The organism is Pseudomonas abieticivorans, assembly GCF_023509015.1.
Classification (GTDB): domain Bacteria; phylum Pseudomonadota; class Gammaproteobacteria; order Pseudomonadales; family Pseudomonadaceae; genus Aquipseudomonas; species Aquipseudomonas abieticivorans.
In genome coordinates, this window is sequence record NZ_CP094975.1 from 1,424,395 (window position 1) to 1,441,801 (window position 17,407).

Here is a 17,407-nt window from a genome sequence, read left to right on the forward strand (position 1 = left end):
GGCAAACCTTACACCATGGAACTTGACGCCCTCGACGCCAGCCTCGCGGCCTGGCCGGACCTGCCCCTGGCCACCGCCTGCAGCGGCCTGCTGCTGGGCAACGGCGCCAGCCGCGCCGTGTGGCGCAGCTTTGCCTACGACTCACTGTTCGAGCAGGCGCAAACCGTGCGCAACAAGCCCCTGGGGCAAACGGACCTGGCCTTGTTCAAGTCCATGGCCACGCAAAACTTCGAACAGGTACTTGGCTCGCTGAACACCACAGTGCGGGTCAACGCCGCGTTGGCAATCAGCTCATCCTCGCCGCTCAATCGCTATTACGCGATCAAGGAAGCGTTGATCCACGCCATGCGCAGCGTGCACATCCCCTGGAAGCTGCTGCCAGCCGCGTCGATGCTGCAGATCAACGCAGCCTTGCGTGCCTACACCACGGTGTATTCGACCAACTACGACCTGCTCGCCCACTGGGCCGTGCAACAGGCGCCCGAGGGCTTCGCCGAACTGTTCGACGTGGACACCGGTTTCGATGCCTGCCATACCCGCGCCCCTGGCACCCGGCTGTTGCATTTGCATGGTGGCCTGCACCTGATCAAACAAGCTGACGGCACCACGTTCCAGCGCGCAGCCAGCGCCAGTGCACTGCTGGATGGTTTCGCCATCAACCAGCCGGGCGAGGTACCCTTGTTTGTCAATGAAGGCCAGCTCGCCGACAAGCTGCGTGCCATTCGAAACTCCGACTACCTGAGTTGGTGCCACGCCCAACTGGCCAACCACCAAGGGCCGCTGTGCCTGTTTGGCCACAGCCTGGGCAAACAAGACCGGCACCTACTGGAAGCCATCGTGCAAGCCGGCATACAACAACTGGCGATCTCGATCTTCCCGCTCAGCGACGCGTGGGTCATCAGCCAGAAGCATTACTTCAGCCAGTTGTTCGCGGCCCACGGCACGCAGCTGTCGTTCTTCAATGCCACCACCCACCCGCTGGGCAGCCCATCGTTGAACGTGCCGGTGGTCAAGCCAGCGGCTGCCAAGCGTCGGCGCTAACCCAGGTCGACCTTGCCCGCCAGTAAGTCCAGCGTCACCGCGCCTTCACGCCAGGCCCAATCGTCTGCAGACAGCGTGTCGGCGGCGACGCCCCTGAGCAGTAGGAACTGCTCGCCGGGCAGCTTGACCAGTGTGTCTTGCCCACGGTCCAGCCATTCGATTGGGGAATGCGCGGCAAAACCTGTGAACAGCAATCGGTCTTCACCCGGGGTGAAGTCCAGCAGCGTGTCACCCTGCTGCGCGGCTGCCGCAATCACAAAGGTGTCACGGCCCCGGCCGCCGCTCAAACGGTCGTTGCCAGTGCCTCCGAGCAGGGTGTCGTCACCATCGCCGCCTTGCAGAAGGTCATCGGCCTTGCCGCCGACCAGCACATTGTCTGCGGCGTTACCGATCAGCACATCGGCATAATCACCGCCAATCAGGTGTTCAATCTGCTCCGGGCTCACCACCGTCAAATCCGCACCCGCCAGCCGCGCCTGCCCGGTGCTCAAGTCGACCAGGCTCGCGCTGCTGATGGCTGCTGCGTTCAAGGTGTCGATACCACCGTTGCGATCCTCGAGCCGTTGGCGCCCCACCTCGCGGGACTGCTCGGCGAATTCGTTGGTGTACACGTAGTGATCGTTAGTGTTTTCCACCCGACCAAACGCATTCAGGCTCCAGCCCCGCAGTTGGCCGATCTTGCCGGCGGCCCGGTCACTGACGTGCAACTCCCACTGCCCGGCCGCAGGTTCGCCGCGTAGCAACGCCGTGCTGAAGGTGAAGTCCAGGCGCTGTTTTCGAGCGAAATGCAGGTCGCCCAGGTCGTCGGGTTTGGCGGGCGGCCTGCCTGGCCGGTCGATCAATACCGAACGGGTACCCTTGGGTGAAACCAGGGTCACGACCAGATCACCGGCGCGCTCATGCTCAAGCTCGACACGCACCTGCACGTGTTCGACGCGCAGGCGGGCATTGAGCAATGTCATGCGGTACGCAATGCCTTGGGGATCATTGTCAGGGATCGCGAGGTTTTGCCGGCGGCTGGCCAGGGCCTCTTGCAACAGGGCCTCGTCGCCAAAACGTTGAGTCGTCGGCCAGTGTTGCGCCAGCCGCACAGCCGCCAGGGCATCGACCTCACCGTAGCCGTAGTCGTGGCTGACGTGCATGCCGCCGCCATTCCACTCATGGCTACCATTGATTTGCCAGGTGCTGGAGGGGTCGCTGACCCGTCGGGCGGTCATTGCCAGGATGTCCTGCACGTCGCGGTAGCCCAGGGCCGGGTTTGCTTGCAGCATCAATGCCGCCACACCACTGACCATGGGTGCGGCGAGGCTGGTGCCGCTGTGCTCACGATAGTGCTCCGCCGCCTGGCTGGTGGTCATGATGCCCACGCCCGGCGCACTGACCAGCAGGTTGGCACCGGGGTTGGAGAACCCGCTGCTGGCACATCGGGCCGCCAGGGCGCTCGAGCAACTGGCCGCCACCATGATGTTGCCGCGCATGTTGCTCAGGTTCGAATAGTTGGCGTTGCCGCCTTGCTGGCGCTCGTTGCCAGCGGACATGACGATGACGGTACCCAAACCGCCACGGCCCTCGCTCAGGGCCTGGCTGTATTCGCGAGGCACTGCCCCGACCATGGGCATCTTCAACCAAAGACCGAAGCGTTTTTCGCTGCCCCAACTGAGATTGGCCACGTCGTAGCGTTGCAGGTAGCGCAGTGAGGACAGGTCACGCTTGAGCCAGTGCCCGCCCAACGTCGCATCGTAGGCAACCCCCACCACACCCTGGCCATTGCGCGCCGCCGCCATGACCCCGGCCACCGCAGTGGCATGCTCGACGTGCCGGTCGCTGTTGAAACGGCTGGGGAAAAGCCAGGGGCTGCTGCTGGCCTGCCATGCGGGATCGATGTTGGCCGCAAGGTCTGGATGACGATAATCAAACACCGCCTTGATATCGGTGCTATGCGCTTCGAACTGGCCGATGCGCACGCCCCGGCCGGTGAAGTGTTGCCAGACCATCGGAATATTGAGCGCGTGCAGGTAGCCCTGGCGATCGAACAGGGGATCGCCAGGCCAATCGCTCGTCGCGCCGCTGGCCGGCATCAGGCTGATGACCACGGCACCGATAGCCAGCCAGAATCCTCGGGGTATTTTCATCTTGAATCGCCACTCGCACGTCCATTTCCGGCGAGCATGATTTCAAGGAACAGGGGCCATTCCTAGCCACTGAGAGAAAACCAGAACCATCCCACATCTCAGGTAGGACGCAGCTTTCAGCTACTTCCTACACCTAAGCCGCGGGCAATTTCCAGTCGATCGGCGTCATGCCGTTTTGCTGCAAGAACTTGTTGGTGCGGCTGAAATGCCCGTTGCCGATGAAGCCACGGTAGGCCGACAGCGGCGAGGGGTGCACCGAGGTCAGCACCAGGTGCTTGCTGGCATCGATCAGTTTCTGCTTGCTCTGGGCATGTGCACCCCACAGCAAAAATACCGTGCTGCCCTGGTGCTCGCTGACGAGCTGGATGACCCGGTCGGTGAAATGTTCCCAGCCCTTTTTGGCGTGGGAGGCGGCGTTGGCGCGCTCCACGGTCATGGTGGTGTTAAGCAGCAATACGCCCTGCTCGGCCCAATGTTGCAGGCAACCATGGGTGGCGATGTCGATGTTCAGGTCACGCTTGAGTTCTTTGTAGATATTGGCCAGTGACGGCGGCGTGGCGATGCCCGGCTGCACCGAAAAACACAGGCCGTGCGCCTGGCCCGGGCCGTGGTAGGGGTCTTGGCCGAGGATCACCACCTTTACCTGGTCCAGCGGCGTCAGGTTCAGGGCATTGAAAATCAACGGGCCTGGCGGGTAGATTTCCTTGCCTGCCGCGTGCTCCTGACGCAGGAATTCGCGCAGTTGGGCCATGTAGGGCTGGTCGAATTCGGCACTCAAGGCCTGCTTCCAACTGGGCTCAAGTTTGATACGGTCGTGGTCTGTGCTCATGGGTCACCTGCGAAACAATGCGCGGACACTAGGAAAGCCGCCCGCGCTTGTCAATCAATCCGACCGGTAACCCGCACAAACCACGACAGCAACCATACTGTCAGGATCTGTTCAGTAGAGGTCAGAATGAATCTGCAATTCGAAGAACTCACCGGTGTAGACGGCGCGCGCATTGGTATCGCGACCCTGAATGCCGAGAAATCCCTCAATGCCCTGTCATTGCCCATGATCGAAGCGCTGAGCACGCAATTGGATGCCTGGGCGCTGGAACCTCAAATCGTTTGCGTGCTGCTGCGCGGCAATGGCAGCAAGTCATTTTGCGCTGGCGGCGACGTGCGCAGCCTGGTCGAGGCCTGCCGCGCCCACCCCGGCGAAGTTCCGCCCCTGGCCGCCGCCTTCTTTGCCGCCGAGTACCGCCTGGACTACCAACTGCACACCTATGCCAAGCCGCTGATCTGCTGGGGCCACGGTTATGTGTTGGGCGGCGGCATGGGCCTGTTGCAAGGCGCGAACATTCGCATCGTCACCCCCAGCTCGCGCCTGGCCATGCCCGAGATCAGCATCGGCCTGTACCCGGATGTGGGCGCCAGTTGGTTTCTTGCCCGCCTGCCAGGCAAGCTGGGCTTGTTCCTGGGTTTGACCGGTGCGCACATCAACGCCCGCGATGCCCTGGACCTGGACCTGGCCGACCGGTTCATGCGCGATGATCAACAGGAGGCGCTGATCGATGGCCTGCTGCAACTGAACTGGCAGGAGCAGACGCCCATGCAGCTCAACAGCCTGCTCAAGGCCCTGCAGCAGGAAGCCATCGCCGACCTGCCAGAGCCGCAGTGGCTACCTCGGCGCCAGCAAATCGACAGTCTGCTGGACGTCAGCGATGTCGCCTGCGCCTGGCGGGCCATCAGCCATTTGCGCGGCCATGCCGACCCACTGCTGAGCCGCGCCGCGCACACCCTGAGCGAGGGCTGCCCGCTGACCGCCCACCTGGTATGGGAGCAGATCCACCGCGCCAAGCTGCTGTCGTTGGCGCAAGTGCTGCAGATGGAATACAGCATGAGCCTGAACTGTTGCCGCCACCCCGAGTTCAGCGAAGGGGTACGTGCCCGGCTGATTGATAAGGATCAGAAACCGCACTGGCATTGGCCGGATGTTTCGCACATTCCAAGCGCCGTGATCGAGGCGCACTTCAGCAAGGCCTGGGAGGGCAGGCACCCCTTGGCCGACCTGTTGCAATACTGACCTAAAAAAAAGGCGCCTGCTGGAGGCGCCTTTTTTCAAGCGAGCGGTTCAACGCCGCCCGTGGTCCGGCCGACCGTCGTGATTGCGGTCTGGCCCGTAGTGCCCTGGCCCCGGCCGGTAACCAGGGCGGTAACCCGGGCCAGGCCCGTGGGGTGGGCCACCCCAGTTACCCCGTGGCGGTCCATAGCCGGGTGGTGGTGGGCGGTAGTAACGCGGCGACGGTGCGTAATAGGCGCGGGGCGCGTAGTAGGCGCGCGGTGCCGAGTAATAAGTCCCGCTGTAGATCGTGGTGCCGTAGCCGTAGTAAGGCGTGTAGGGCGCCTCGGCTACATAGGTTCGGCTGGGATAGTAATCGGGGCCTCCGTAAACACAGGCGGTGGTCGTCAAACTCAGCAAAACTATCAGCAAAAGTTTTCGATACTGTCTATACATGGCGGCCTCCTGGACCGCTAGGCGGCTCTAACCAGCGGCGCTGGTTGGCGTCGACAAGCCATACGCTTCTCGACATTACTTAAGACTGCGAGATCCGGTTTAAGTGCCGCCCTGTATAATTTTGTAACAGATCAGTCACCGAGCGAGGTCTGGGTCAGCCACGTGCTGGCCGCTTCAGTTCGGTAAACCGGCACGCCGTGGCTTCCGGATTTTCGCAGAAATACTGCGTGTGCCATTGTTCCCAGCCTTGCGTATCGTCGATGCTTACCAGCGTGCCCGGCTGCTTGAACCTCATGTCCAGGCTGCTGCCACCTTGCAGGGTGTAACTGCAACGCAGAATTTCACCGTGCACCACGCCTTTGCTGCTGGTTTCATGGGCGCGAAACACACCCTCGGTGAACGCCTGCACCTGGCCGGCACCCGCCGCGGCCACACCATACCACTGGCCTTCGCCATCGGCGGTTGGAGCGCTGTAGGTCGCGCCTACCTGGCTAATCGCGTCAGTGGCCGGGCAGTACTCCTGGCCCTGTGCCCAGGCAGTGCCAGTGCCCAGCACGGCAAGTAATCCAAACATGATTTTGGTACGCATAGGGGTGTCCTTCTTCGTTTGCATGGCAAGCACCGCGGTCGGTGCCAAGTGATGCAACGATGATTGCCCAGGCCGTGCCCCACCTCAAACGGCCAGGCCTGTAGGCTGATTTCTTACATGAGCGAGGCCAAAGCCACTAGAATTGAACGGGCCGACATCTGCCAACGGATTGCCCATGCCGCTTCGCTTCGCACCGTTTTCCCAACGCTCCCTGGTGCTGACGCTGATCGCGTTGCTGGGCTGCGGCTTCCTGGCGACTTCTCTACTGAGCTATTTCGCATCACGTAGCTCCATCCGCGACAACATCGTCAACACCGAGCTACCGCTGACCTCCGATACCGTCTACTCGGAAATCCAGAAAGACCTGGTCAGGCCGATCCTGATTTCCTCGATGATGTCGCGCGACACGTTCATGCGCGATTGGGTCGTGGGGGGCGAGCGCGACCCGGAGCAAATGACGCGATACCTCAAGGAAGTGATGAGCCATTACGGCGCCTACACCGCCTTCTTCGTTTCCAATACCACCCTGACCTATTACCAGGCCAAGGGCGTGCTGAAAAAAGTGGCGCCCGACGAGCCGCGGGACGTGTGGTATTTCCGCGTAAGGGACATGCAAGCGCCCTACGAGATCAACGTCGATGTCGACATGGCGAACCACGACAGCCTGACGTTTTTCATCAATTACAAAGTGTTCGACTATCAGGACCGTTTCATTGGCGCGGCCGGCGTGGGCCTGACCGTGGATGCAGTGATCAAGCTGATCGACACCTATCAACAGCGCTACCAACGCAGCGTGTACTTCGTCGACAAGGGCGGCCGGGTGATGCTCACCGGTGCCGAAGGCGGCCCCCAAGGCGCCCGCAGCGGTACTTCGCTGCACACCCTGCCGGGCCTTGAGGACCTGCTGCACAAAATGCCAAACCCCAGCGGCGGCAACTATGAGTACAGCGCCAATGGTCACGGGCATTTTCTCAACGTACGCTTTATTCCCGAACTCAACTGGTACCTGTTCGTCGACAAGCGCGAAGACAGCGCCTTGGGTGATATCCGCCAATCGCTGTACCTGAACCTGCTGATTTGCCTGCTGGTGACCTTGGTGGTGCTGTACCTGCTCAACCAGGTATTGCAGCGCTATCGCGAACGCATCGAAGCCCTGGCCACCCTCGACGTGCTGACCGGCCTGCCCAACCGCCGCGGCTTCGACCTGTTGGCCGCGCAGGCGCTGCACGAGGCCGAACGCGAGAACCAGCCACTGAGCGCGCTGCTGCTCGACCTGGACCATTTCAAGGCGCTGAACGATGGGCACGGTCACCTGGCCGGTGACGCGGTGCTGCAAGGCTTTGCCCGGGTGTTACGCTACAGCTTGCGCCAGTCGGATATCATTTGCCGCTGGGGCGGCGAGGAGTTCATTGTATTGCTCAAGGGCACCCAGGCCAGTGATGCCGCGCAGATCGCCGAAAAGATCCGCCAGCAAACCGAACAGTCGCTGTTCCACTACCACGGCGTGGCCTTGAGCGTGACCACCAGCATCGGCCAGACCGGCTTACAGGCCGACGACACCCTGCACAACCTGATCAGCCGTGCCGACAAGGCCTTGTACCGAGCCAAGCAAAGTGGCCGCAACCGCGTCTGCAGTGAACAGCCCAGGTCCCATTACGAATCATGAACGATAGTAACCTTTGCCCCGCCTGCGGCGCCCGCAACGACTGCAGCCTGGCCGACCCGCGAACCGTGACCCAGCCCTGCTGGTGCTACAGCGTGAGCATCGACCCGGCGGTGCTGCTGGCCCTGCCCCCCGACCTGCGCGACAAAAGCTGCCTGTGCCCGCGCTGCGCCCAGGTGCAGGCGCAGTTGCCCGGCGCATCGGGCTCGCAAATCCCGTAAGATGTCACCCCGCCCAACCGTCAGCCGTCCCTGAAATGCGCGTCGATCGATTCCTCAGCAACTTGCCCCGTTTCAATCGCAAGCAGGTTCGCCTGTTGCTGATTGCAGGCCAGGTGCGGGTCGACCAGGTGATTGTGCGCGACCCGTTGCACGAGGTGCGCGAGTTCAGCCAGGTGGAGTGCGCAGGCGAAGTCCTACAGGCCGGTCGGCCAGCGCGCTACTTCATGCTGCACAAGCCCATGGGCTGCGTGAGCGCCACCCAAGACCCGCAGCACCCCACCGTGCTCGACCTGATCGATGAGCCCGACCGACACGAACTGCACATTGCCGGCCGCCTGGACTACAACACCTCGGGGCTGATGATTATTACCAACGATGGCCAATGGTCGCGCCGCCTCACCCAGCCCCAGACCAAACTGTTGAAGGTGTACTACGTCGAAACCGAGCAGGTCATCCTGGCCAACTACGCCGACACCTTTCGCGAAGGCATTTATTTTGCGTTCGAGAATTTGACCACCCAGCCGGCCCACTTGGACATTCTGGGTGACTATTCGGCGCGTTTAAGCATCGTCGAAGGGCGTTACCACCAAGTAAAGAGAATGTTCGGTCACTTTCAAAACAAGGTGTTACGGCTGCATCGTGAGAGTATGGGTCCACTGCAACTGGATCCACAGCTTGCGCCAGGCCAGTACCGGGCCCTCACGGCTGAAGAGATTCAGCAGATCTAGCCCGCCGACCGCTCAGCCGAAACTTGTCGAACAATGTGTCTTACCCCCTTGCAGGTTCGTGCTGAGCCTGCTTGAATCCAATCGTCAGTCCAAGTGTGACTCGACAGTCATCATCGAACTCTAAGAAACCTTTTGTCGGTCTTCGGCAGCCTTCAAAGTACCGAGCTCGGCAAATCGCCCGCCTATAACAACACCCCGTCGACCAGCCAGTTCGGATCGACATGGGCCAAGTCTTCCAGGCATCTGCCTACCTGTCATAAAACACGTGCACAGTTGATTGCGCGGGTACCCGTTATTTTTGCCAGGAGTCGATGACATGAGGCCAGAAATCGCTGTGCTGGATATACAGGGTCAGTATCGGGTTTACACGGAGTTCTATCGCGCAGATGCCGCTGAGAAGACCATCATTTTGGTCAACGGCTCGTTGGCCACCACGGCGTCATTTGCCCAGACCGTGCGTAACCTGCACCCACAGTTCAACGTGGTGCTTTACGACCAGCCGTACGCGGGCAAATCCAAGCCCCACAATATTCACCAACGCTCGTTGACCAAGGAAGAAGAAGGCCAGATCCTGCTGGAGCTGATCGATCACTTCGCCGCCGAGCACATCATGTCCTTTTCGTGGGGCGGCGCCTGTGCCTTGCTGGCATTGGCCCACAAGCCGCGACGCGTCGAACGGGCCGTGATCAGTTCGTTTTCGCCCATCGTCAACGGCCCCATGCGCGACTATCTGGAGCGCGGCGCCCACCACTTGGGCCGCTGCAACCGGCATGAAGTGGGGCACCTGGTCAATGACACCATCGGCAAACACCTGCCGTCCCTGTTCAAGCGCTTCAACTACCGCCATGTCAGCAGCCTGGCCGATCACGAATACAAGCAGATGCATTTCCACATCAGCGAAGTGCTGGAGCACAACCTGGGCAATGCCCTGTTTGCTGCCTCGGAAATCAACGTGCCGGTGTTGTTCATGAACGGTGAATGGGACGAGTACACCACGGCCGACGACTCACGCCTGTTTGCACCGCACGTCAAGGATTGCACCTTCACCACCATCCAGGCCACCGGGCACTTCCTGGACATGGAGCACAAGGCCGCCTGCCGCGACACCCGCCAGGCGCTGCAAGACTTCCTGAAACCCACCAAGCGCGAACAGCGCGTGCGCTATCACCACATCCAGGGGCACCATGCGCTGGCATTCTGAAACGCGTCGCGACCTGTAGCGCCAGCCCCTGCACGGCATCATCCCATGCATGCCCTGGCACTACAGGCCGTGAAAACCCGTAAGCTGCGGAAAAAGCTTCAGTTTCCGGGTGAGTTCTGGTACAAAGTCAACCGCGTAGCGCGGGTGTCGTATAATGGCATTACTCCAGCTTCCCAAGCTGATAACGAGGGTTCGATTCCCTTCACCCGCTCCAACCTTTCTCCTCTCGCGCACTTCGTCCCCCCCGCCCCCTTGTCTTTGACTGAAAGCGCATACCTGCGCCTCCGCACTCCCGATTCTAGATATCCTGAGAGCGCTTTTCATCCAACTGCCGCCATCAAACTGCGACCGAATGTAGGCAGCCATCGCCCACAGCGCCAGCCACTAATGGCCTTTACCCATCATTTCACTCATCCCACAGAACGATCTCGAGCGCCATCGGTCATTACCTTAACGGCGTTCATTTTTTGCTTCTGAAAAGGGTAATCACATGCAGCAGGACGGGCACCTATCCGCCAACCTTCTGGACAAGCTCTACGAAAACCAGCTCGCCATCGCGGCGGCTGTCGAGGAGCTCGCCCTTTGGGTGGAGATTCGCTGGGAAGCACAAGACATCGCGGACAACGTGCGCAGCGCACTGGAGACGCTTGATCGAAATGCCGATGCCATCAACCACTCGATCGCGGCCCTGCGCAACGAGAAAGTCACCTGACACGGCGTATGCGCGATTAAAGTCTGTATCCAATACAGACTTTGGCACTAACAAAGGAGGGATCCATATAATCTTTTTAACCCACTTGCAATTTATCTAAAATAACAACGCGCGCTTGTAACAAATCAAACATAAAAAACTTCGAAAAAGCCCTTGTAAAAACAACAGGCTTCAAAAAGTTCAACGCCCCGCATTACCTTCCGTCAGCCTGTTCGGCCCAGCCAATATTCAGGCGCCACAAAAGCAGCCTTCGTAGGTTGTTGACAATAAATAACTTCCGACATAGTTTCGAACTCGAGCGCACCATTTTTTCCTGCCTTGGGTTCGCTTCCAAAAGACAGGCACATGACGCCTGCGCAATCCCTAAAACCAATAAAAGCCATCTGACTTTCACGTTTTTGCCACCTGCCTTCTGCCCATCGCAGCCACGGGAAACATGCGCGTGCCTGCCGTTGATGTGTGCCGCTCCTTGGAGTGCTGAAAGATGGCTGAAACGACTGCAAAGGGTATTTCGTTATCGCTGTTGCCACGCTTGGTAGGCCTGGGTGTATTGGTCTTTATCTTGTGGCTACTGTTTTCAACGCTGTTTATGCCGCTGATGACCTCGACGGCCACCCGCGCCATTTTGAATGCCCCGGTGATATTGCTGACCACACCGATCGATGGGGTAGTCAGTACGCTGGACATCAAGCCGGGGGCAACCTTTGAAAAGGGCCAGGAGATCGCGACCATCGTTAACCCGCGGGCCAATCAGGAAACCCTGCTGACCCTGCAAACCCGGCGATTGACCCTGGAACAGCAATTGTCCTCGCTCAGCAGCCAGGCCGAGCACGACCAGCAGTTTTTCGACGCGCTGCAAAAAACCAGCGACCAATACCAGACCGCCTACCATACCCGCCAACTCTATGCGCAAAAGGCGCTCAAAGCCGAGAGCAGCGCGGCCAGCGCCCGCCTGGAAGACGCCAATGCCACGGTGGACCGCAACCTGGAACTCTTCCGCCAAGGGGCGGTGAGCGAGGCGGTGGTGGCGTCCTCCAAGGCGCAACTGGCGTCGTTGCAGGGGGCGGCGGAATCGATACGCTCGCAACTGCGAATCAACGACGGCGACGTCACCGCCGCCAACCAGCAGGTCTACCTGGACCCGGACCAGTTGCGCATGTTCGACCTCAAGGCGCAGATGACCACCTTGCAACTGAGCCTGGCCAACCAGGCGAAAAACCGCGCTACCCAACAACAGGAACTGGACAACCTCAACCACCTGATCGAGACCGAACAGAACCGCGTGAAGATGATGGCGGCCTACGACGTGGTGGCCTACTCGCCGGGTACCGTGCAGGAACTGGTGGCACCCCAGGGCACCCTGGTACAGGCCGGGGCCACCTTATTGCGGGCGACCAATTGCAGCCAGAGCTACGTGGTGGCGGTGTTCCCGGAACGCATGGCCAGCAAGATCGACCGTGACAGCGTGCTCAAGGTGAGCATCCGCGGCATGGACCAGCCGCTGGACGCCAAGGTAGTACAACTGCTCTCCAGCCCCACCGACATCAAGGCCAACACCTACAGCGTGCCGTTCCCCTATGCCGAGCAAAATTCGGTGTATGTGGTGGGCGAATTCGATGCTGGCCTCAGCGATAACCAGCGCGCCATGGCCTGCAACCCTGGCAATTGGGTGACCGCCGAGGTGACGCGATGAGGCCGGGGGCCACGGCAATGTGCGCCTTGTTGCTGGGCACGGCTTGCGTGCATGCCGCCGATGCGCGACCGCAATTGGCGCAGATGACCTGCGCCACCCTCGACGCCGCGGTGCAGGCATTGCCGGCAGGGCCCGTGCTACTGACCAGCTACCCACCGCTCAACGGCCAACCGCCGGCCATCCAGGCGTTGCGCGGGGTTGCCTTCACCTACGACAACGCCTTGGCCAGCATCGCCTTGTATGGCTGTGGCAAGCCGGCGTCGGCGGGCAGAATCGCCGACGCCCTGGCCTACGCTACCGAACATGATCCGGAGTACCCCGATGGGCGGCTGCGCAATGCCTACGCCGCCGGTACCGTGAAGGAAGGCAAGATGGTCTTGCCCGGCTATTGGAGCACCGAGCGCAACGCCTGGAACCAGGACGCCTATCAGGTCAGCAGCGCCACCGGCAACCAGGCCTGGGCCGCCCTGGCGTTGCTTGAGGCCTACCGCCAGACCAGCGACGAACGCTACCTGAATGCCACGCAACGGTTACTCGACTGGACGCTGCAGCACACCTACGACAGCCAGCCACCGGCAGGTTTCATCGGCGGCTATTACGGCTACACGGCCAGCCAGGTGCGCCAAGGCTGGAAGTCTACCGAACACAACGTCGACCTGGCGGCTGCCTGGGCCGCCCTGGACCAGGTGCAACCGAGCAAGGAAAACCAGCGACGCGAGGCCATAGCCCGAAGCTTCGTGAACAGCCAGTGGCTGCCCGACGAGGGCCGCTTCCTGATTGGCACGCTGCCCGATGGGCACACGGCCGAACATACGCTTTCGGGGCTCGACGCGCAGATCTGGCCGTTGATTGCCGTACAGAACCCGCCGGCCGATTGGCTGCGAGTGTTCACCTTTATCGACCAGGCCCACCGTTCAGGTCCAGGGTATGGCTTCAATCGCCAACCCGACGGGCTATGGACCGAAGGCACCGCCCAGGCGGCCGCCGTGTCGAGTTTGCGCGGCAACACCCGCCAGGCGGCTGCACTGTGGCCGGTGCTGATGGCACAACAGGCCGAGGGTGGCTGGCTGTTCGCCACGCCCCAGGCGCAAATCAGTACGGGGCTCAAGATAGGCCCGGACTCGGCCTACAACGACTTTTTCTATTACCACCTGCCTCACCTGGGCGCCACGGCCTGGGCGGCCATTGCTGCCACCGGCGTCAACCCCTTCACCGGCGCTCAAGAGGCGAACTGACATGCACGCACTGGACTCGATGCAACTGCTGCAGATCAACCTGTGGACCTTGGCCATGGTGGTGCTGTTCAGCTGCCTGACCCACCGCGACCAATGGCTGGCCCGGGCCGCATTCGGCCTGATGACTGCCCTGCTGCTGATCAACTACGTGGTGTGGCGGGTGCGCGACACGTTGCCCAGCGCCCACGCAGGCTTTGCCACGGTGTGGTCCTACACCTTTCTGTTTTTCGAACTGTTGGCCATCAGCTACACGCTGTTTTCGATCATCGTGATGCTCTGCCGTACCGACCACAAGGCCGATGCCGACCAGGGTGAGCGACGCCTGCGGGCCGCGGGCCAGGACGTGCCCGCCGTGGATATCTTCATCGCCACCTACAACGAAGGCATCGAGGTGCTGGAAAAAACCATCATTGCCGCGCAAGCCATCGACTACCCCAACTTCACCCTCTGGGTGTGCGACGACACCCGTCGTGACTGGCTGCGCGACTACTGCGCCGAGCTTGGCGTGCAGTACTGCCGGCGCCCCGACAATGCCCATGCCAAGGCCGGCAACCTGAACAACGGCCTGCGCCACTCCGCAGCCAGCAGCAATGCCCCGTACATCCTGGTGCTGGACGCCGACTTCGCGCCACAAACGCCCATCCTGCTGCGCACCCTGGGCCTGTTCGACGACCCGAAAGTGGGCCTGGTGCAAACCCCGCAGTTTTATTACAACCCCGACCCCATCCAGCATAATCTCGGTTCGGCCAATTGCTGGGTGGATGAACAACGGGTGTTCTTCGACGTGTATCAACCGGCCAAGGATGGCTGGGACGCGGCGTTCTGCGTGGGCACCTCCTTCGTGGTGCGACGCGACCTGATCGAGGACATCGGCGGCTTTCCCACGGGCTCTGTGTGCGAGGACATCTACACCACCTACCGCCTGCTGCAAAAAGGCTACGTCACCCGCTGGCTCAACGAGCGACTGTCCATCGGCCTGTCTGCCGAGGGCCTGAGCGAGTACATCAACCAGCGTGGGCGCTGGTGCCTGGGGACTATCCAGGTCGCGCTGCTGCCAGACGGCCCGTTGCGCGGCAAAGGCTACACGCTCAACGACCGCCTGCATTACCTGCACGGCATGCTGCACTGGTTCTCCAAGCCCTTCATCCTGATGATGCTGGTGTCGCCGGTGCTCTACTGGTACTTCGGCATCGCCGGGTTCTACGCCAACCCGATGGACTTCCTGGCCTTCGGCATGCCGGCGCTGATCGCATTCTGGGGCTACGGCACCTGGGTCACCGCGCGGCGAACGCTGCCGATCTTCACCGAGGTCACGCAGATCGTCGCCTCCCTGGCCGTCACGGCCACCATCGCCAGCGCCATGATCCGGCCCTTCGGCCGACCGTTCAAAGTCACCGCCAAGGGCCTGGACCGCAGCAAGACAGCCGTGCACTGGAAACTCTTCAGCTTCTTTTTGCTGCTGACCCTGCTCTCGCAAATCGGCGCTTTCACCGCCATGGCCACCTCCAACGCCTTTGACGGCAACATGGTGTTCAACCTGTGCTGGACGGTGGTGGCACTGGTGTACAACGTCGCCACCCTGGTGGCCTGTGTAGACCGCCCACGATTGCATGGCGAGGAGCGCTTCCCGTTCGACAAGCCGGCCGGTTTCAAGCTCGGTGGCAGCACCCTGCCCGGCCGTTTGGTGGACATCTCGGTCACCGGCGCGTCGTTCTACTGTCCGGTCGCCGACTCGCTGAAACCGGGCTTGCGCGGGCAAATCTGGATCAACCGCGTGGGCTGGGTGGGCGCCGAGATCATGCGCATGCATGGCAAGGACCACATGGGCCTGCAGTTCATCGATATGCCTGAACCGCAGCGCCGCCAACTGATAGGCCGGCTGTTCAGTGATGCCAGCCCTAACGTGGCCGGGCAGGCGGCCCCTGGCGTGGCCTTCAACAGCCTGCTGCGCCGCTCCTTGCTTGGCGAAAAATACGTCAAACCGCTGCGACCACGGCGTACCCGGCGGCCGGTCAGTGACTTCGTCCCGCGTTTCAGGCCGCTCGGCAGTCGCCCGGTTCGCGCTTCGATGCCCGTTGCAGCGGCCTCGAACAAAAGCGGCCTGCTGACCCTGCTGGTGTCCCAGATCCGTGCCCTGTTCGGCCCAAGGTTGTAGGAGTGAGATGATGAACGGCTATTTTCCCACGACATGCCTGGCGTCTTTTCTGATCGTTGGCGGCTGCTCCCTGGAGCCCACCTACCAGCAACCGGACGCCCCCATCGACCAGCAATGGCCCGCCAATGCGGCAGCTGGCTGTTGCAGCAGCAAACAGACCTTCGATCAGGACTGGCGCGGTTTCATCACCGATGACCGCTTGCGCCAACTGGTCGACCTGGCCCTGAAAAACAACCGCGGCCTGCGCCAGTTTGCCGCCAGTGTCGAAGAGTCACGCGCCTCTTACGCCGGTGCCAGCGCCAACCTGTTCCCCACCATCGGCATCGATACGTATGCGGGGCGCAGCAAAATCCCACCCCTGGTGCGCACCCAGGGCGGCGGCGACAGCAGCGGCGCTATCGCCAATACCTTCCAGGGCACGGCCGGGTTCACCTCCTACGAGCTGGACTTCTTTGGCCGCGTGCGGGCGCAAAAACATGCCGCCGGTGCCCGGTTCGAAGCCTCCGAAGCGGACTACCAGACCGCCCGCCTGGCCCTGATCGGCGAGGTGGCCAGCACCTGGCTGAGCCTTAAGGCCAACCTCAACCTGCAGGCCCTGGCGAAAAACACCTACGACACCCAGAACAAATACGGCCAGTTGTTGCGCAGCAGCTACAACCTGGGCTCCACGGCGCGGATCGACGTGCACCAGGGCGATGCCATGACCAACACCGCGGCGGTGCAAGTGAATACCTACAACATGCAGGTGGCGCAGAACCTCAATGCCCTGCGCGTGCTGGTCGGCCAACCGGTGCCCGATGCCCTGCTGCCCACCGGCGAGCTGGGCAAGGAATTGGCGACCGCCGACGTTCCCGCAGGCTTGCCCGCCAGCCTGGTGGCGCGGCGCCCTGACATCATGGCTGCCGAGGCCTTGCTGCGGGCCTCCAACGCCGACATTGGCGCCGCCCGCGCAGCTTACTTCCCAACGTTTTCCCTGACCGGTGCCCTGGGCACCCTGAGCGGCACCTTCTCCAACCTGCTCAGTAGCCCGGCCCAGTTCTGGTCCATCGCCCTGGCCGGCTCCGTGCCATTGTTCGATGGGGGCGCCCGCCGCGCCCAGGTCGACGCCAGCCACGCGCGCTTCGACGAGCGCACCGCCGCCTACGAGGGTACCGTGCAAAGCGCTTTTCGCGAGACCGCAGACGCGCTGAATGCCCGCTCGGAAATGATCACCCAGGTGGATTTTCAGAAAAAACTGGTCACCGACTACCAAGAGGCTTACCGCCAGTCACGCCTGCGCTTCGAGGCCGGGCTGGACAGCTACTTTTCCACCATGGACGCCCAGCGCTCGTTGTTCAGCGCCCAGCAGCAATGGCTGACCCTGGAACTGGCGCGGGAGGTCAACCAGGTCAACCTGTACAAGGCCTTGGGTGGCGGCTGGACGCCACCCGGTGCAGGTGCTGATTTGGCCGCGAAGGTCGCGCTGCGGTCTCCTTGATACACCGCGGCGCGATTTTCGCGGATAAATCCGCTCGTACACCGATCGGCACACCAGGCA

General features: G+C 61.7%; 14 protein-coding genes and 1 tRNA gene. 12 read left to right on the forward strand and 3 right to left on the reverse strand.

Annotation, left to right across the window (positions count from 1 at the left end; genetic code table 11):
- Nucleotides 1–15 precede the first annotated feature (15 nt).
- The gene (locus tag L9B60_RS06385; RefSeq protein WP_249677338.1) at nucleotides 16–1,041 is read left to right on the forward strand and encodes a DUF4917 family protein; all 1,026 of its coding nucleotides are present in this window, start codon (nucleotides 16–18) and stop codon (nucleotides 1,039–1,041) included.
- Here L9B60_RS06385 and L9B60_RS06390 read toward each other — a convergent pair.
- Both L9B60_RS06390 and ung read right to left on the reverse strand, forming a co-directional pair.
- Nucleotides 1,038–3,173, reverse strand: coding sequence for a S8 family serine peptidase (locus L9B60_RS06390; protein ID WP_249677340.1), 2,136 nt, complete (start codon nucleotides 3,171–3,173; stop codon nucleotides 1,038–1,040). The genes L9B60_RS06385 and L9B60_RS06390 overlap by 4 nt on opposite strands.
- A 133-nt stretch (nucleotides 3,174–3,306) precedes the next feature.
- Nucleotides 3,307–4,002, reverse strand: coding sequence for a uracil-DNA glycosylase (ung, locus tag L9B60_RS06395; RefSeq protein WP_249677342.1), 696 nt, complete (start codon nucleotides 4,000–4,002; stop codon nucleotides 3,307–3,309).
- Nucleotides 4,003–4,128: 126 nt separating this feature from the next.
- On the opposite strand from ung, the gene dspII reads away from it, so the two are divergent.
- Entirely contained in the window at nucleotides 4,129–5,241 is a 1,113-nt protein-coding gene (gene dspII, locus L9B60_RS06400) for an enoyl-CoA hydratase/isomerase DspII (protein WP_249677344.1), read from the forward strand.
- Nucleotides 5,242–5,827: 586 nt separating this feature from the next.
- On the opposite strand, the gene L9B60_RS06405 is transcribed toward dspII, so the two are convergent.
- Nucleotides 5,828–6,262, reverse strand: coding sequence for a DUF3757 domain-containing protein (locus L9B60_RS06405; protein WP_249677346.1), 435 nt, complete (start codon nucleotides 6,260–6,262; stop codon nucleotides 5,828–5,830).
- Between the two features lie 175 nt (nucleotides 6,263–6,437).
- Between L9B60_RS06405 and L9B60_RS06410 the strand changes: the two genes are divergently transcribed.
- The 10 genes from L9B60_RS06410 (at nucleotide 6,438) to L9B60_RS06455 (ending at nucleotide 17,347) form a co-directional block, all read left to right on the forward strand.
- The gene (locus L9B60_RS06410; RefSeq protein ID WP_249677348.1) at nucleotides 6,438–7,928 is read left to right on the forward strand and encodes a sensor domain-containing diguanylate cyclase; all 1,491 of its coding nucleotides are present in this window, start codon (nucleotides 6,438–6,440) and stop codon (nucleotides 7,926–7,928) included.
- Nucleotides 7,925–8,146 carry a cysteine-rich CWC family protein gene (locus tag L9B60_RS06415; RefSeq protein WP_249677350.1) on the forward strand — a complete coding sequence of 74 codons (222 nt, stop codon included), beginning with the start codon at nucleotides 7,925–7,927 and terminating at the stop codon, nucleotides 8,144–8,146. Before L9B60_RS06410 ends, L9B60_RS06415 begins: the two co-directional genes overlap by 4 nt.
- 35 nt (nucleotides 8,147–8,181) lie before the next feature.
- On the forward strand, nucleotides 8,182–8,874 hold the full coding sequence (locus L9B60_RS06420) for a 16S rRNA pseudouridine(516) synthase (RefSeq protein ID WP_249677352.1): 693 nt from the start codon (nucleotides 8,182–8,184) through the stop codon (nucleotides 8,872–8,874).
- Nucleotides 8,875–9,190: 316 nt separating this feature from the next.
- Nucleotides 9,191–10,075: an alpha/beta fold hydrolase gene (locus tag L9B60_RS06425; protein ID WP_249677353.1), complete on the forward strand. Its 885-nt coding sequence runs from the start codon at nucleotides 9,191–9,193 to the stop codon at nucleotides 10,073–10,075.
- A 140-nt stretch (nucleotides 10,076–10,215) separates the two neighbouring features.
- Nucleotides 10,216–10,289: transfer RNA gene (locus L9B60_RS06430), tRNA-Gly, on the forward strand.
- A gap of 276 nt (nucleotides 10,290–10,565) precedes the next feature.
- Nucleotides 10,566–10,787, forward strand: coding sequence for a hypothetical protein (locus L9B60_RS06435; protein WP_249677355.1), 222 nt, complete (start codon nucleotides 10,566–10,568; stop codon nucleotides 10,785–10,787).
- 484 nt (nucleotides 10,788–11,271) lie between these two features.
- Nucleotides 11,272–12,480 carry an HlyD family secretion protein gene (locus L9B60_RS06440; protein ID WP_249677356.1) on the forward strand — a complete coding sequence of 403 codons (1,209 nt, stop codon included), beginning with the start codon at nucleotides 11,272–11,274 and terminating at the stop codon, nucleotides 12,478–12,480.
- A gap of 17 nt (nucleotides 12,481–12,497) precedes the next feature.
- Entirely contained in the window at nucleotides 12,498–13,715 is a 1,218-nt protein-coding gene (locus L9B60_RS06445; RefSeq protein ID WP_249677358.1) for a hypothetical protein, read from the forward strand.
- 1 nt (nucleotide 13,716) lies between these two features.
- Complete coding sequence (locus tag L9B60_RS06450) at nucleotides 13,717–15,870, forward strand: glycosyltransferase (protein ID WP_249677359.1); 2,154 nt, start codon at nucleotides 13,717–13,719, stop codon at nucleotides 15,868–15,870.
- A 10-nt stretch (nucleotides 15,871–15,880) separates the two neighbouring features.
- Nucleotides 15,881–17,347 carry an efflux transporter outer membrane subunit gene (locus L9B60_RS06455; RefSeq protein ID WP_249677361.1) on the forward strand — a complete coding sequence of 489 codons (1,467 nt, stop codon included), beginning with the start codon at nucleotides 15,881–15,883 and terminating at the stop codon, nucleotides 17,345–17,347.
- Nucleotides 17,348–17,407: the final 60 nt, after the last annotated feature.

Excerpts from the sequence above, each read along its gene's own strand:
- L9B60_RS06385 (WP_249677338.1), top strand. The coding sequence starts at position 16 with ATGGAACTTGACGCCCTCGACGCCAGCCTCGCGGCCTGGCCGGACCTG.
- L9B60_RS06390 (WP_249677340.1), bottom strand. The coding sequence starts at position 3,173 with ATGAAAATACCCCGAGGATTCTGGCTGGCTATCGGTGCCGTGGTCATC.
- ung (WP_249677342.1), bottom strand. The coding sequence starts at position 4,002 with ATGAGCACAGACCACGACCGTATCAAACTTGAGCCCAGTTGGAAGCAG.
- dspII (WP_249677344.1), top strand. The coding sequence starts at position 4,129 with ATGAATCTGCAATTCGAAGAACTCACCGGTGTAGACGGCGCGCGCATT.
- L9B60_RS06405 (WP_249677346.1), bottom strand. The coding sequence starts at position 6,262 with ATGCGTACCAAAATCATGTTTGGATTACTTGCCGTGCTGGGCACTGGC.
- L9B60_RS06410 (WP_249677348.1), top strand. The coding sequence starts at position 6,438 with ATGCCGCTTCGCTTCGCACCGTTTTCCCAACGCTCCCTGGTGCTGACG.
- L9B60_RS06415 (WP_249677350.1), top strand. The coding sequence starts at position 7,925 with ATGAACGATAGTAACCTTTGCCCCGCCTGCGGCGCCCGCAACGACTGC.
- L9B60_RS06420 (WP_249677352.1), top strand. The coding sequence starts at position 8,182 with ATGCGCGTCGATCGATTCCTCAGCAACTTGCCCCGTTTCAATCGCAAG.
- L9B60_RS06425 (WP_249677353.1), top strand. The coding sequence starts at position 9,191 with ATGAGGCCAGAAATCGCTGTGCTGGATATACAGGGTCAGTATCGGGTT.
- L9B60_RS06435 (WP_249677355.1), top strand. The coding sequence starts at position 10,566 with ATGCAGCAGGACGGGCACCTATCCGCCAACCTTCTGGACAAGCTCTAC.
- L9B60_RS06440 (WP_249677356.1), top strand. The coding sequence starts at position 11,272 with ATGGCTGAAACGACTGCAAAGGGTATTTCGTTATCGCTGTTGCCACGC.
- L9B60_RS06445 (WP_249677358.1), top strand. The coding sequence starts at position 12,498 with ATGTGCGCCTTGTTGCTGGGCACGGCTTGCGTGCATGCCGCCGATGCG.
- L9B60_RS06450 (WP_249677359.1), top strand. The coding sequence starts at position 13,717 with ATGCACGCACTGGACTCGATGCAACTGCTGCAGATCAACCTGTGGACC.
- L9B60_RS06455 (WP_249677361.1), top strand. The coding sequence starts at position 15,881 with ATGAACGGCTATTTTCCCACGACATGCCTGGCGTCTTTTCTGATCGTT.